This is a genomic window from Streptomyces sp. YPW6 (assembly GCF_018866325.1).
Lineage (GTDB): Bacteria > Actinomycetota > Actinomycetes > Streptomycetales > Streptomycetaceae > Streptomyces.
On the sequence record NZ_CP076457.1, the window covers coordinates 6,407,773 to 6,421,916 of the forward strand.

12 protein-coding genes are annotated in these 14,144 nt (G+C 73.0%); 8 read left to right on the top strand and 4 right to left on the bottom strand.

Annotation, left to right across the window (positions count from 1 at the left end; genetic code table 11):
• The first annotated feature begins 16 nt into the window (after window positions 1–16).
• Window positions 17–1,492, top strand: coding sequence for a ribosome biogenesis GTPase Der (gene der, locus KME66_RS28105; protein ID WP_216327326.1), 1,476 nt, complete (start codon window positions 17–19; stop codon window positions 1,490–1,492).
• 106 nt (window positions 1,493–1,598) lie between these two features.
• Here the strand turns inward: der and KME66_RS28110 are convergent, their stop codons facing one another.
• Complete coding sequence (locus KME66_RS28110) at window positions 1,599–1,934, bottom strand: hypothetical protein (RefSeq protein WP_216327329.1); 336 nt, start codon at window positions 1,932–1,934, stop codon at window positions 1,599–1,601.
• Between the two features lie 137 nt (window positions 1,935–2,071).
• A complete protein-coding gene (locus KME66_RS28115) occupies window positions 2,072–2,854 on the bottom strand; it encodes a hypothetical protein (protein ID WP_073221765.1) in 783 nt (260 codons plus the stop codon).
• A 530-nt stretch (window positions 2,855–3,384) separates the two neighbouring features.
• Here KME66_RS28115 and KME66_RS28120 point away from each other — a divergent pair.
• The 3 genes from KME66_RS28120 to KME66_RS28130 all read left to right on the top strand — a co-directional run bounded on the left by KME66_RS28120 (window position 3,385) and on the right by KME66_RS28130 (window position 6,152).
• Window positions 3,385–4,668, top strand: coding sequence for a glycosyltransferase family 4 protein (locus KME66_RS28120; RefSeq protein ID WP_216327331.1), 1,284 nt, complete (start codon window positions 3,385–3,387; stop codon window positions 4,666–4,668).
• Window positions 4,665–5,501, top strand: coding sequence for a transferase (locus tag KME66_RS28125; RefSeq protein WP_073221768.1), 837 nt, complete (start codon window positions 4,665–4,667; stop codon window positions 5,499–5,501). Before KME66_RS28120 ends, KME66_RS28125 begins: the two co-directional genes overlap by 4 nt.
• A 435-nt stretch (window positions 5,502–5,936) precedes the next feature.
• Window positions 5,937–6,152 (top strand): I78 family peptidase inhibitor, encoded by a 216-nt coding sequence (locus tag KME66_RS28130; protein ID WP_216327334.1) that lies wholly within the window; start codon window positions 5,937–5,939, stop codon window positions 6,150–6,152.
• Between the two features lie 83 nt (window positions 6,153–6,235).
• On the opposite strand, the gene KME66_RS28135 is transcribed toward KME66_RS28130, so the two are convergent.
• Window positions 6,236–7,255: a phosphatase PAP2 family protein gene (locus KME66_RS28135; protein WP_216327337.1), complete on the bottom strand. Its 1,020-nt coding sequence runs from the start codon at window positions 7,253–7,255 to the stop codon at window positions 6,236–6,238.
• 497 nt (window positions 7,256–7,752) lie between these two features.
• On the opposite strand from KME66_RS28135, the gene KME66_RS28140 reads away from it, so the two are divergent.
• Complete coding sequence (locus KME66_RS28140) at window positions 7,753–9,447, top strand: MFS transporter (RefSeq protein WP_216327340.1); 1,695 nt, start codon at window positions 7,753–7,755, stop codon at window positions 9,445–9,447.
• A 102-nt stretch (window positions 9,448–9,549) separates the two neighbouring features.
• A complete protein-coding gene (locus KME66_RS28145; RefSeq protein ID WP_216327342.1) occupies window positions 9,550–10,770 on the top strand; it encodes an acyl-CoA dehydrogenase family protein in 1,221 nt (406 codons plus the stop codon).
• A 67-nt stretch (window positions 10,771–10,837) separates the two neighbouring features.
• Here the strand turns inward: KME66_RS28145 and KME66_RS28150 are convergent, their stop codons facing one another.
• Complete coding sequence (locus KME66_RS28150) at window positions 10,838–11,284, bottom strand: cell division protein SepF (RefSeq protein WP_073221782.1); 447 nt, start codon at window positions 11,282–11,284, stop codon at window positions 10,838–10,840.
• Between the two features lie 309 nt (window positions 11,285–11,593).
• On the opposite strand from KME66_RS28150, the gene KME66_RS28155 reads away from it, so the two are divergent.
• Together KME66_RS28155 and KME66_RS28160 are read left to right on the top strand one after the other, a co-directional pair.
• Window positions 11,594–12,808 (top strand): DUF5685 family protein, encoded by a 1,215-nt coding sequence (locus KME66_RS28155; protein ID WP_216327345.1) that lies wholly within the window; start codon window positions 11,594–11,596, stop codon window positions 12,806–12,808.
• A 417-nt stretch (window positions 12,809–13,225) separates the two neighbouring features.
• Window positions 13,226–14,047, top strand: coding sequence for a DUF1684 domain-containing protein (locus tag KME66_RS28160; protein ID WP_216327348.1), 822 nt, complete (start codon window positions 13,226–13,228; stop codon window positions 14,045–14,047).
• Window positions 14,048–14,144: the final 97 nt, after the last annotated feature.

Here is a 14,144-nt window from a genome sequence, read left to right on the forward strand (position 1 = left end):
AAGAGGAACGGACTTCATGAACGACCAGATTCACTCCGACGGCTCGGGCCACGAGCACGGAGAACTTGGCGATGCCGAGTACGCGGAGTTCATGGAGCTCGCCGCGCAGGAAGGCTTCGACCCCGAGGAGGTCGAGGGCGCGCTCGACGAGGCCGGTCACGGCCCGCTCCCCGTGCTCGCCGTCGTCGGCCGCCCCAATGTCGGCAAGTCGACCCTGGTGAACCGGATCATCGGCCGCCGCGAAGCCGTCGTGCAGGACAAGCCCGGCGTCACCCGCGACCGCGTCAGCTACGAGGCCGAATGGGCCGGCCGCCGCTTCAAGGTCGTCGACACCGGCGGCTGGGAGCAGGACGTCCTGGGCCTCGACGCCTCCGTCGCCGCCCAGGCGGAGTACGCCATCGAGACGGCCGACGCGGTCGTCTTCGTCGTCGACTCCACCGTCGGCGCCACCGACACCGACGAGGCCGTCGTCAAGCTGCTGCGCCGGGCCGGCAAGCCCGTCGTCCTGTGCGCCAACAAGGTCGACGGCCAGAGCGGCGAGGCCGACGCCACCGCCCTGTGGTCCCTCGGCCTCGGCGAGCCCTACCCGGTCTCCTCGCTGCACGGCCGCGGCACCGGCGACATGCTCGACGCGGTCCTGGAAGCCCTGCCGGACGCCCCGGCGCAGAAGTTCGGCACGGCGCTCGGCGGGCCCCGCCGCATCGCCCTGATCGGCCGCCCGAACGTCGGCAAGTCCTCCCTGCTGAACAAGGTCGCCGGCGAGGACCGGGTCGTCGTCAACGAGCTGGCGGGCACCACCCGCGACCCGGTCGACGAACTGATCGACCTCGGCGGCATCACCTGGAAGTTCATCGACACGGCCGGTATCCGCCGCCGCGTCCACCTCCAGGAAGGCGCCGACTACTACGCCTCGCTGCGTACGGCCGCCGCCGTGGAGAAGGCCGAGGTCGCCGTCGTCCTGATCGACTCCAGCGAGTCCATCAGCGTGCAGGACCAGCGCATCATCACCATGGCCGTGGAGGCCGGGCGCGCCATCGTCGTCGCCTTCAACAAGTGGGACACCCTCGACGAGGAGCGCCGCTACTACCTGGAGCGCGAGATCGAGACGGAGCTCGCGCAGATCGCCTGGGCCCCGCGGGTCAACGTCTCCGCCGCCACCGGCCGCCACATGGAGAAGCTGGTCCCGGCCATCGAGACCGCGCTGGAGGGCTGGGAGACCCGTGTCCCCACCGGGCGGCTCAACGCCTTCCTCGGTGAGGTCGTCGCCTCCAACCCGCACCCGGTCCGCGGCGGCAAGCAGCCGCGCATCCTCTTCGGCACCCAGGCGGGCACCAAGCCCCCGCGCTTCGTGCTCTTCTCCTCCGGCTTCCTGGAGCACGGCTACCGCCGCTTCGTGGAGCGCAGGCTGCGCGAGGAGTTCGGCTTCGAGGGCACGCCGATCCACATCTCCGTCCGGGTCCGCGAGAAGCGCGGCCGCAACAAGCAGCGGTGACGTACGACGAAGCCCCGGGCCGCTCTCACGAGAGCGGCCCGGGGCTTCGTCGTACACAGCCTGCGTCAGACGGCCTCAGCGACGCGCGGCCCTGGTCCGTCGCGCCTCAGGAGTCCCGTGACCCCGGCGGCAGCGCCGCGGGACGGTGCCGCCCCGCATGGCGCCCGACCCGCTGCCACGAACCGAGGCTGCCGGTCGTGCGCTGGCTCTGTGCGCCGCTCCCGCTCTGGCCGCCGTGCCCGCCGTGCGAGGAGGGGACGGAGTGGCTGTTCAGCGGGGTCCTGGAGGCGAAGAAGCCGGCCCCGAAGGCCGAGAATCCGAGATTCTCCTCGCCGCTCCGGTCACCCGGCAACGCCCGGAACGAGCGCCGGTATTCGGAGTACAGCGCGTCGTAGATCGGGGTGGGGGACAGGCCCCCCGACGGATCCTGCGCGGGACGCATGGCAGGGATCTGACTCTGATGGTGGCGGGGGGAGTCGTATGAGTGCACGTAGGTGCCAACGACCTCACGGCCCGTCGGATGCGGCCCCGCCGGAGAAAACGCAGTCCGGCGGGGGCGGCCCGGCCCGGCGGACATGATCAGGTCCCGGCCAGCGGCATCGCGGCGGCGACCAGGACCCCGTTGACCGCGGCCTTCTCCAGGGCGTCCCGCAGCAGGTCCTCGCGGGGCTGCTGGCCGATGGTGCCGGCCGGGGCGGCGAAGACGAGGACCTGCTGCGACTTGTTGACCGCCGCCCGCCAGCCCTCGGTGACCTGGAGCGGCTGGTGGGCCTGCCACCAGGCGACCGGGTTGCCGCCGCCGGCGCTCGGCTGCAGCACGGCGTGCAGCTGACCGACGGCCAGCAGCACGGACCAGCCCGCGAGGACCTCCGGCAGCTGGTTCATGTCGGGCGCGGGCCGGAAGCCCTGCTCCAGCAGCAGCTGGAGGAACTCGTCGCCTCCGCTGCCGTCGGTGCCGGGCCGGGCGACCGGGCCGGTCGGTTCGACGACCAGGGCCGGGCGTACGTCGTCCTCGATGAGGACGAGTCCGCTGGTGATGCCGAGGACGGCCTGTTCGGGCATGAGCCCCTCCGTGTCCTTCTGCTCGCTGCCGGTGATACTGCGCACCGCGCCCTGGAGCTGGTCCTCCGCCACCCTGACGACCTGCGACGGGATGCACGTCGCATGGGCGAACGCGAGGACGGCGGTCTCGTCGCCGACGAACAGCACCGTGCTGGTGCGTTCCTGGTCGGAGTCGCCGGGGGTCCGGCAGGAGGTGCAGTCGTAACTGCCCGGGGCGTTGTCGCCGACGAGCAGCCGGTCGGCTTCGTCGTCGCCGATCTCGGCGCGTACGTCCTGGCTGACGTCGAGCATGCGCGGCACGGGGGCTCCTCGAACTCGGTGCGTGGGCCGGGCTGTTCCCGGCTCATGAAGAGACAACGCGGGATCCGTGGCCGGGGTCACGCACCTGGGCCGACGGAAGTGGGAGCGAGGTCGACACATCGGTACGTCGACTGTCCGGCGTACGGCTCCCACGGGTCCGGCGGACGGCTGCCGCGCGCCCGGCGTACGGCTCCCGCGGAACGTCCCGGAACTTTTTTCCGGGACGCAGGCAACCTCCCGGCATTTTCCTTCGTCAACCTCGAAGGAAAGCATGGGTGAACGGGTCGCGGACGGGGGGTATTCCGCCGCACCGGATGGGCCCGGGGACCGGACCCGGCACTTCCGGACCCGCGGGAAACGGATGAACATCCTCCGGAACTTGCAGGTCAGGGGGGAGTCCGGCGACGGAGTCGGGAATCCTGTGCGCCATCTCGCGGATGCTCCGGGATTTCCCGGCGTATTTCGGACGTGAATCCGCGGAGAAGTGGCAGTCTCGCCGAGGCCGGGTCGACAGGGGAAACAGCTTCATCATGCATATTTCTTTTCTTCTGCACAATGCCTACGGAATCGGAGGGACGATCCGGACGACGTTCACGCTCGCCCGGACCCTCGCCGAGCAGCACGACGTCGAGATCGTGTCCGTCTTCCGGCACCGGGACGCCCCCGTCCTCGGCGCACCCGAGGGCGTGACGCTGCGCCACCTCGTCGACCTGCGGAAGAAGAGCGCGGCCTACGACGGCGAGCGCGCCGAACACGCCCGGCCCGCCACCGTGTTCCCACGCGGCGACAGCAGGTACCAGCAGTACAGCCGGCTCACCGACGCCCGGATCGCGGCCCATCTCCAGGGCGTCGAGGCGGACGTCGTCGTCGGCACCCGCCCCGGACTCAACGTGCACCTCAGCCGGCAGACCCGCCGCGGACCGGTGCGCGTCGGGCAGGAGCACCTCACGCTCGACAGCCACGGCTACCGGCTGCGCCGCGAGATCGCCCACCGCTACACGCTGCTCGACGCGCTGACCACCGTCACCCGCGCCGACGCGGACGACTACCGCAGCCGGCTGCGCCTGCCGGGCGTCCGGATCGAGGCCATCCCCAACGCCGTCCCCGAGCCCGCCTGCCCGCCCGCGGACGGCGACCTGAAGTGGGTCGTCGCGGCGGGCAGGCTGCACCGGGTCAAGCGCTACGACCATCTGGTGCGGGCCTTCGCCCAGGTGTCCGCGGCCCGCCCCGACTGGCGGCTGCGCATCTACGGCGGCGGGGACGCGACCGGGGACGAACGAGCGGCCCTGCGCGCCCTCGTCGACGAACTCGGGCTGCACAACCACGTGTTCCTGATGGGCTCGGTCAACCCGATGGAGGCCGAGTGGCCCAAGGGGTCGATCGCGGCCGTCACATCGGAGCGGGAGTCCTTCGGCATGACGATCGTGGAGGCGATGCGCGGCGGACTGCCGGTCGTGGCCACCGACTGCCCGCACGGACCGGCCGAGATCATCGAGGACGGCGTCGACGGCCGCCTGGTGCCGGTCGGCGAACCGGACGCGATCGCCGCCGCGCTGCTCCAGCTCATCGAGGACGACGGACTGCGTCGGCGGATGGGCGGCGCCGCGCTGAAGGCCTCGGCCCGCTTCGACCCCGCACGGGTCGCCGAGCAGCACGAGCGCCTGTTCACCGAACTCGTCGCGCGCGGCAACCAGGGGCACGGGCACGGCGCCCTGCGCACCGCGCTGCACCGCACCCGGGGCAGCGTCCTCGACGGTGCGTACGCCCTGCGTTACAAGGCCGCCGACGTACTCCGCAAGGGAAGGACCTCATGAGCTCCACCGCCGTACGGGCCGACTGCGCCGCCGATCGCACCGGAACCCTCACCTTCGACCTGACCGCCCCGGCCCCCGCCCCCGACGCCGTCCTGCTCCTGCGGCGCCGGGGCGCGGCGGGCCGGAAGCCCGGCGGCACGGTGCGGATACCGCTCAGCAGGCCGTCGCCCGGACGGCTGCGGGCGGTGCTCCCGGCCACCACCGAGCTGGCCGAGGGGCGCTGGGACGCGTACGTGGAGGAGCCCGGGGACGAGTCCGCCGAGGCGGTCGTCGAACCGGGGCTGCGCGACCTGCGGGCCCTCGTCGACCGCCGCCCGGACACCGGAGCCGCGAGCGTCAGCGCCCGGGTCCCGTACCCGACCCTCGACGGCCGGCTCGCCGTGCGTTCCTGGGTCCGCGCCCCCCACGCCGAGGCGGGCGCCGTCCTCGCGGGCCCGGCCGGCATGACGGTCCGGGGCGTGCTGTACGGCGTCGAGGCGGGGGAGGGGGCCGCGGTGGAGGCCCGGCTGCCGGGGGAGCCGGACCGGGTGCACCGTGTTCCGCTCACCGCCCCGGACCCGGACGGACCGGCCGGGTCCTTCGCCTTCACCCTGCCCTACGCGGCGCCCGCCGCCGCTCCGGTGCCCGAGGCCCGGCTCTGGCAGTTGTGGCTGGTCCCGGCGGCGGGCGCGGACGGGGTGAGGATCTCGCGGATCCTCGACGACGTGTGGTCCCGCAACAGGTCCTTCGTCTACCCGAGCCACCCGGCGGCCCCCGGGGTGCTCGCCACTCCCTGCTACACCGTCGACAACGACCTCTGCCTGCGGCTGGAGCCGGCCCCCGCGGACCGCTGAGGAAGACCGCCCGCGGACGGGAATCGACTGCGACGTGGCCGACCGCCGGAGCCGACCGAGATCCCGGCGGAAGCGAAGGAACGGCTCACCCGGGTGCTCGACCGGCCGCGGGCCCGGTGACAGGGAAATGAAGGTTTACGGGGGAGAGAAATTCCGGTGCTCCGGCCATTCCGACGATCTCACGCTCCGATCGTGAAAGAAGCAGGTCACCCCATGATTCCGGAAGGGTTCCGGCGTCATCCCCGCGCCGGTGAACAACAGTGCCCGGTTAATGCGTGCCGGTGCTTCCCGCCGGTCCGTCCGGGTGAAGAGAACCGCGTATTCACGTGTGGGGATCCTGTGACACAAGCGTGACAGACACGGCATGCGGAGATGGTTCGGGACGCCCCGGGGCCCTGCCTTCCGTCACGGTCCGGGGCCGCCTACGGTGAGGGCATGGCATCTCTACCGACCCCTCCCGCACAGCCGGACGACGACGCCGACGCGTATGTCGGCCTCGCCGCCGACACCGCCGAGCGGCAGGCCAGAAGCCGTGGCTGGGACACCGTCCGGGCCGTTCCCCCGGGCACGTTCCTGACCATGGAGTTCCGCCACGGCCGCATCAACTTCCAGGTCGAGGACGGCACCGTGACGCGCTGCTGGGTGGGCTGACCCGCTCCCGCGTCCGGCCCGGCACCCGCGACGCCGAAGGCCCCGACCGAGGTCGGGGCCTTCGACGTCCGTACGGGCTCGTGTCAGCCGCCGGTCATCGGGCGGGCCGGGCTGCCAGCGCGCGGGCCCCGCTCGGTGTGCGGCGGCGGACGGCGGACGCCCGCCGCGGCCACCGGCATGCCGCCCGGCCGCGCGGGGTGCCCGCTGTGGGCGCGGGCTCTGGTGGCCGCCGGATGCCCGGCGGCACGTACCGGTTCGGCCGGGGCGGCCTTGGCCTCGGCCTCGGCGGTGAGGCCGTCGGTGGCCATCGACTGCGGCAGCAGCACCGGCTGCGGCGCGGCGTCGGGCACCGGCGCCGGACGGCCCCCGCCGCGACGCTCCCGCCACCGCTCGCGCATCGCGAAGACCCAGTGCTCGGTCCGGGCGATCAGCGGTTCGAACCACGGCAGCGCCAGCAGGATGAGCAGCCCGGCCGCCCACCCCAGCAGGACATCGCTGAGCCAGTGCGTACCGATGTAGACGGTGGTGAGGCCGACCCCCAGCGAGACCGTCGCGGAGACCGCCGACAGATAGCGCCTGGCACGGGGCGTGGTGGCCAGATAGGCGAGGATTCCCCAGGTCACGACGGCGTTCGCCGTGTGCCCGGAGGGGAATATATCGCCACCGGCGAACATCTCGGCCGATCCGATCCGGGTCGCGTAGTGCGGGCCCAGCCGCCCGAGCCCCAGCTTGACCGCGCCCACCGTCACATTGAGCAGCAGCAGGGACGTGCCGAGGACCAGCAGCGGCCGGAGCGTGTGCTGACGCCAGGAGCGCCAGCCCAGCCAGCAGGCGACCATCACCGCCGTGGGGCCGCGCTGGCCGAGCACGACGTAGTAGTCCAGGAAGGGGTGCAGCTCGGGCCACTGCTGGTAGGGCCGGAACAGCATGACCTTCCAGTCCAGGGCGACCAGCCAGGACGTGATCAGCACCGCCCAGACGATGGCGAGATAGAACGCCAACGTCCCGCCGAAGAGGGCGATGCGGTGACGGCTCATCCGCGGTGCCTCTATCTTCGGCGGTTCCGGCTCCCGGTCCAGCCGGGCAAAGATGTCGGTACGCACCCAATCGACGTTACAGCGAGTGAGCGTGCAAGCATGCCAATCCCGCCGCTTTGTGATGACGATGTGATGTGGACTTTGTCTCGGAACGGCGTCTTTTCCGGGCGTCGGGAAGAATCCCCGTGATCTTGGCCCCAATAGGGCCCGGGTTCCGTTCGTAAGCGTGTTTGATCTCGCGGAAAATGAGGCCCACCGGAATCCGCGGCAATTGATCCCGCCATTCGGGGGAGGCGCGTGCCGCCCCGCCGCCTGTGCCTCCGCCGTCCCCGGACCGGCCGCGACGGACCGGCCGGTCCTCCGGAGCGAAGCCCCCCGACCGTGCCCGGCATGGCGTACGCCACACTGTGCGGCGGGCCGGGGTATGACGTGGACCACGTGTGACCACCCCGAACTCGCGTACGCTGGCGAATCACTCGTCCGCCGATGCCGGGCCCGAGGGACGCACACCCCACGTCGCCGCCGGTCCGCCGAGCGCGAGGGACTCATCGGGAGGTACGCAGATGTCCGGGACGACCACGGCCGGGGTCCGGCTGCGCAAAGCCGCCGACGACACCAACCGCTGGGTCGTCCTCGTCGTCCTCTGCCTCAGCCTTCTGGTCGTCGCCCTCGACGCGACCGTGCTCCACGTCGCGGTGCCCTCCCTCACCGAGGACCTCCGCCCGAGCGGCACGGCCCTGCTGTGGATCGTCGACGCGTACCCCCTCGTCTGCGCCTCGCTGCTCATCCTCTTCGGCACGCTGGGTGACCGGATCGGACGGCGGCGCGTGCTGCTGATCGGCTACGCGCTGTTCGGCCTCGCCTCCGCACTCGCCGCGACGGCCGACACCTCCGGCGTCCTGATCGCGGCCCGCGCACTCCTCGGCGTCGGTGGCGCGATGATCATGCCCGCCACGCTGTCGATCCTGCGCCAGGTCTTCCCCGACCGCCGGGAGCGGGCGCTCGCCATCGGCGTGTGGACCGCGGTCGCCGCGGTCGGCGCCGCCACCGGGCCGGTCGTCGGCGGCTTCCTGGTCGAGCACTTCTGGTGGGGCTCGGTCTTCCTGATCAACATCCCGCTGATGGCGGTGATCCTGCCGCTCGGCCGCTGGCTGCTGCCCGAGTCGCGGGGCGGTCACGACGGCCCGTGGGACGTGCTGGGCGCGCTGATGGCCGCGGCCGGGGTGCTCGGCGTGGTCCTGGGCGTCAAGCGCCTGGGCGGCGGCGCGGGGCTGCTGGATCCGGTCGCGCTCGGCCCGTCGGCCCTCGGTCTCGCACTCCTGGTCCTCTTCGTCCGCCGGCAGAAGCGCCGCAGGCACCCCCTGATCGACGTCGCGATGTTCGCCCGCCCGGCCTTCTCCACCGCCGTCGGCTGCATCGTGCTGGCGATGCTGGCGCTGGTCGGCCTCCAGCTGATCGCCGTCCAGTACCTCCAGCTGGTGCTCGGGCTCACCCCGCTGGAGACCGGGCTGCGCCTCCTGCCGCTGACCTTCGCGGCGATGGCCGCGGGCGCCACCGGCTCGTACACCCTGCGCCGCTTCGGCCCCCGGCGGATGGTCGGCTGGGGCTTCGTCCTCACGGCGTCCTCGGTCCTGGTCCTCACCGCGATGGGCCAGCACGACCGGCCCGCCCTGCTGACCGCCGCGTTCGTCCTGCTCGGCTTCGGACTCCAGACCACGCTCTTCGGGGCGTACGAGTCGATGCTCAGCGACGCACCACCGGAGCGGGCGGGTGGCGCGGCGGCGATCGGCGAGACCTCCTACCAGCTGGGCGCGGGCCTCGGCATCGCCCTGCTCGGCAGCGTCATGAACGCGGCCTACGCCCCCGGCCTCGCCTCCCTCCGCGAGAAGGGCGTCCCCGCCCGCGCCGCGTCCGAGGCCTCCCACTCGCTGGGCGAGGCCTACCAGGTCGCCGCGCAGCTCGGCGGCCCGATGGGCGATCTGCTGCGCTCCACGGCCCGGCACGCCTTCATCGGCGGACTCCACCTCACGCTCGTCGTCAGCGCCGGGCTCCTGCTGCTCGGAGCGCTGGCCGCTCTGCGGCTGCCGAAGGCGATGGACTGCCCGCCGAAGGAGGCCTGCCGCCGGAGCACGGCCGACGCGGTGGAAGCCGCCGGCACCCCCCGGCCGTCCGGCCGGGACCGCCCCCTCCCGCGCCCGATGGTGCCCGCGCGCCGCGAACCGGCCGAAGCGGCCGGCTCTGGACGAGCGGCACACTGACCCGTAACGTCAGCACGACGCCCTGACTACCACTGCTAGTTTTCGGAGGGCGGGCGTCTCCCGGTCCCTCCGAGCACCGTGCGAGCCGCCGGAGGCACCCTCATGTCCAGCACCGCGTCCGCGAAGCCGTCGAAGCTCCCCCCGTTCGACGCCGCCGATCCCCTCGGCATCGATGACCTGCTCGGCCCGGACGACCTCGCGATCCGCGACACCGTCCGCACCTGGGCCACCGACCGTGTCCTGCCGCACATCGCCGAGTGGTACGAGAAGGGCGAGCTGCCCGGCATCCGTGAGCTGGCCCGCGAGCTCGGCGCGCTGGGCGCGCTCGGCATGTCGCTGGACGGCTACGGCTGCGCCGGGGCGAGCGCCGTCCAGTACGGGCTGGCCTGCCTGGAGCTGGAGGCCGCCGACTCCGGAATCCGCTCGCTCGTCTCCGTACAGGGCTCGCTCGCCATGTACGCGATCCACCGCTTCGGCTCCGAGGAGCAGAAGCAGCGGTGGCTGCCCGGCATGGCCTCCGGCGAGATCATCGGCTGCTTCGGCCTGACGGAACCCGACCACGGCTCGGACCCGGCGGGGATGCGGACGTACGCCAAGCGCGACGGCGCGGACTGGGTCCTCAGCGGCCGCAAGATGTGGATCACCAACGGCTCGGTCGCCGGGGTCGCCGTCGTCTGGGCGCAGACCGACGAGGGCGAGGACGGCCGCGGCATCCGTGGATTCGTCGTGCCGACCGACGCCCCCGGCTTCTCGGCCCCGGAGATCCATCACAAGTGGTCGCTGCGCGCCTCGGTCACCAGCGAGCTGGTGATGGACGAGGTCCGGCTGCCGGCTGACGCGGTGCTGCCGGACGCGAAGGGGCTGCGCGGCCCGCTCAGCTGTCTGAGCCACGCGCGCTACGGCATCGTCTGGGGATCCATGGGGGCGGCGCGGTCCAGCTTCGAGTCGGCCCTCGACTACGCGCGGACCCGGGAGCAGTTCGGCCGTCCGATCGGCGGTTTCCAGCTCACCCAGGCCAAGCTGGCCGACATGGCCCTGGAGCTGCACAAGGGCATCCTGCTCGCCCACCACCTGGGCCGCCGGATGGACGCGGGCGGCCTCCGGCCGGAACAGGTCAGCTTCGGCAAGCTCAACAACGTGCGGGAGGCGATCGAGATCTGCCGCACCTCGCGCACGATCCTCGGGGCCAACGGAATCTCGCTGGAGTACCCGGTCATGCGGCACGCGACGAACCTGGAGTCGGTGCTCACCTACGAGGGCACCGTGGAGATGCACCAGTTGGTACTGGGCAAGGCGCTCACCGGTCTCGACGCCTTCCGGTGACGGAGGTGCGCCGTGACGCGCACGCCGGCCGGCGGCGTTGACCGGAACTTTCCGGCGAGCGCCCTGCTCAGCTCTGGTTGAAGAAGCCGTCGGTCCTGCGGCCGGCGGCTTCGCCCGCCACCACCTGGGTGTCGGCGGGGGAGAGCAGGAAGACCCGGGTGGCCACCCGGTCGATCGAGCCGCGCAGACCGAAGATCAGCCCGGCGGCGAAGTCCACCACGCGCTTGGCGTCGGCGGGGTCCATGGCCGTGAGGTTGACGATCACCGGGACGCCGTCCCGGAAGAGCTCGCCGATGGCCCGGGCGTCCCGGAAGCTGTCCGGGGTCACGGTGGCGATCCGGCGGTCCTGCTCCTCGGCCGCCTCGGCGGCCACCTGCACCCGCGGGTCGGTGGCCCAGGCCGCCTGGTGGCCCGTGCCGGTCTCCGCGCCCTCGTTGTACTCGTCGTCGTAGTACCGCTCGTCGCTGTCCTCCACGAGGCCCAGCCAGGCACTCGCCTTGCGCACCGATCCCATGGACGCCTCCTCTCACCGCGGTTCCGTGTCGTTCCGCATCTCTTTCGTATCCCTATGGTCGTCCATGATGCGGATAGCGCGCCAAGTAGATAGTCGGCTCGCAGGCGATTCGTGACGCTACTGGTGCAGAGGATGTGGCGATTCGTCAGGGTTCGCCCCGCATAAGGGGGGTTGCGAAAAGAAAATATGACGCTTCGAGCCGTACGGGTGATCCTGCCGACGGACGGGTGAACGGGTGGCTGGATACGATGCACGACGCCTCGGTGCGCGAGCGTCGCGCACCGGCTGAACGGCTCCCGGGGGATCGTCGTGTTCGGAATGGTCAGGCCTTGCATCCACCGCCTCTCCGAAGGCCTCAGGGTCGAGTGGACCGCCCATCTCTGCGGTCTCTGCCTGGCTCTGAGGGCGGATCACGGACAGTTCGCCCGTATCGTCACGAACTATGACGGCCTCATCGTCTCCGTCCTGACGGAGGCTCAGACGGGTCTCGCCGCCGGCGGACGACGCACCGCGGGCCCCTGCCCGCTGCGCGCCATGCGCACCGCGCCGGTCGCCCAGGGGGAGGGGGCCAAGCTCGCCGCCGCCGTCTCGCTCGTCCTGGCCTCGGCCAAGGTGCGCGACCACGTCGCGGACCGGGACGGGCTGTTGGCCCGCCGCCCGGTCGCCGCCGCCGCGCGCCGGGTAGCCGCGGGGTGGGACCGGGCCGGTGCGCGGACCGGTGCGGCCCTCGGCTTCGACACCGCCCTCCTGGTCGACGCGGTCGACCGGCAGACCGGGATCGAGACGCTCGCCGGGCCCGGTACCCCGCTGCTGACGGTCACCGAACCCACCGAGACCGCCACCGCCGCCGCCTTCGCCCACACCGCCCACCTCGCCGGGAGGCCGCAGAACGCCGCGCCCCTCGCGGAGGCCGGCCGGCTCTTCGGGCGGCTCGCCCACCTGCTGGACGCCGTCGAGGACCGTGAGGCGGACGCCGCGTCGGGCGCCTGGAACCCGCTGACGGCCACCGGCACCCCGCTCGCCGAGGCGCGCCGGCTCTGCGACGACGCGCTGCACGGCGTGCGGCTCGCGCTGCGGGAGGTGGAGTTCACCGACGGCAGGCTCGTCCACGTCCTGCTCGCCCACGAACTGCGCCGCTCGGTCGACCGGGCGTTCGGCACCTCCTCCTGCTCGCACCGGGAGGGTCAGGGGCTGCTGACCCCGGACGGCTCCTTCGGGCCCCCTCCCGGCCATCCGTACGGTGCGCCGCCCGGCACCCCGCACGCCCCCGGCGGCCCCGGCTCCCCGACCCCTCCGCCGCAGCCGCCCCGCGACCGGCGCGGCCTGATCGCCGGATGCCTGGTCTGGGTCGGGCTCGCCTGCACCTGCCAGATGTGCTGCGGGAGCTTCGAGGACCCCTGGAGCAGGGAGCGGCGGCAGGCGCCGTGCCAGAACTGCGGCGACTGCTGCGAGGCGTGCGACTGCTGCGGCCAGTGCGGCGAGGGCTGCTGCTGTTGCGGCGATTCCTGCGGCTGCGACTGCTGAGGCCCCCGCGGCTGACGCCGGGTCACTTCGTACGCCGGTGGCACGGCATCCCGGGGGCGGGCCGGGGCGGCGGCGCCGACGAGGGTGACGGCGCGGCCGGCCGCGTACGGCGGCGAGGCCGACGGCCGGGGCCGGGCCTGGCGCGGCGAACCTCCTTGAGCGGCCAGCGGCCAGCGGCCAGCGGCCGCTCGTGGCTTGCCGCCGTTCTCTGTTTGCCGCCAGCCGCCGCTCGTCGCTGCCCGCCGCGTGCCGCCGTTTTCTGCTTGCCGCTGCCCGCTGCCGGTCGCCGCTCGTAGCTCGCCGTTTGCCGCCGCCCGCCGCCGTCCCGCCGCTCGCCGCCGCGCCTCGCCGAGGCCGAGCGGCATTTCCCGCGGTCGCACCCCGGCCTCCCGGTGCCCGTATGGAAAGGTTGACCGCATGAGCACGGACGCACACCAGCAGGAACAGGGCGGCGGCGGGCCGGACGCCGCGCGGGACTGGCAGCGGTGGCACGCGGGGCGCGTCGTCGCCGTCGCCGCCCCGTACGGCCCGCTCTCACTCACCGGAACCCACTGGCTCTCCGACTACCCGGAAGGGCGAATTCCGGCCGTCCCCGGTCACTGGCGCGAGGACGGCGACCACGTGGTCCTCACCGCCGCGGCCGAGGAGGGCGTCGTCGTCGACGGAAAGCCCCTGACCGGTGAGGTCCGGCTCGGCGCGGACCGCGGCCCCATCGACGACTCCCGGGTCGCGCAGGGGGCGCGGCGTCTCGTGGTCCTGCGTCGCGAAGGACTCTGGGCGGTACGGGACTTCGACCCGGGGTCCCCGGCCCGGCATGCCTTCTCGACCATCGAGGCCACCCCGTACGACCCCCGCTGGGCGCTGCCCGGGACCTTCCGCCCGTCCGCCGGCCGGACCGTGCGGGTCGCCAACGCGGACGGGGTCGAGCGCGGTCTCGGGCTCGGCGGGGAGATCGCCTTCACGGTGGACGGGCGGGAGCACACGCTCCAGGTCGCGGTCGAGCCCGACGGCTCGCTGTGGGCCGTCTTCGCCGATGCGACCAGCGGGAACGGTAGCTACCGCTTCCGCTTCCTGCGGCCCGGCGCGCCCGCCGCCGACGGCAGCGTGAGCGTCGACTTCAATCGCGCGCTGCTGCCGCCGTGCGCCTTCGCCGACCACTTCATCTGCCCCTTCCCGCCCCCGGGCAACACGCTCACCGTGGCGGTTCCGGCGGGGGAGCGGAACCGGGTCGACGCCTGACCCGCGTGAGACCCCTCCGGCCCCGGCCGCCCGCGGCTCCCGGGGCCGGAGGCGTGGGGGACCCGTGTGGCCGAAAGGCATTCTTGCGCCGCCCTTC

Coding starts and splice junctions, on each gene's coding strand:
- der (WP_216327326.1), top strand. CDS start 17: ATGAACGACCAGATTCACTCCGACGGCTCGGGCCACGAGCACGGAGAA.
- KME66_RS28110 (WP_216327329.1), bottom strand. CDS start 1,934: ATGCGTCCCGCGCAGGATCCGTCGGGGGGCCTGTCCCCCACCCCGATC.
- KME66_RS28120 (WP_216327331.1), top strand. CDS start 3,385: ATGCATATTTCTTTTCTTCTGCACAATGCCTACGGAATCGGAGGGACG.
- KME66_RS28125 (WP_073221768.1), top strand. CDS start 4,665: ATGAGCTCCACCGCCGTACGGGCCGACTGCGCCGCCGATCGCACCGGA.
- KME66_RS28130 (WP_216327334.1), top strand. CDS start 5,937: ATGGCATCTCTACCGACCCCTCCCGCACAGCCGGACGACGACGCCGAC.
- KME66_RS28140 (WP_216327340.1), top strand. CDS start 7,753: ATGTCCGGGACGACCACGGCCGGGGTCCGGCTGCGCAAAGCCGCCGAC.
- KME66_RS28145 (WP_216327342.1), top strand. CDS start 9,550: ATGTCCAGCACCGCGTCCGCGAAGCCGTCGAAGCTCCCCCCGTTCGAC.
- KME66_RS28150 (WP_073221782.1), bottom strand. CDS start 11,284: ATGGGATCGGTGCGCAAGGCGAGTGCCTGGCTGGGCCTCGTGGAGGAC.
- KME66_RS28160 (WP_216327348.1), top strand. CDS start 13,226: ATGAGCACGGACGCACACCAGCAGGAACAGGGCGGCGGCGGGCCGGAC.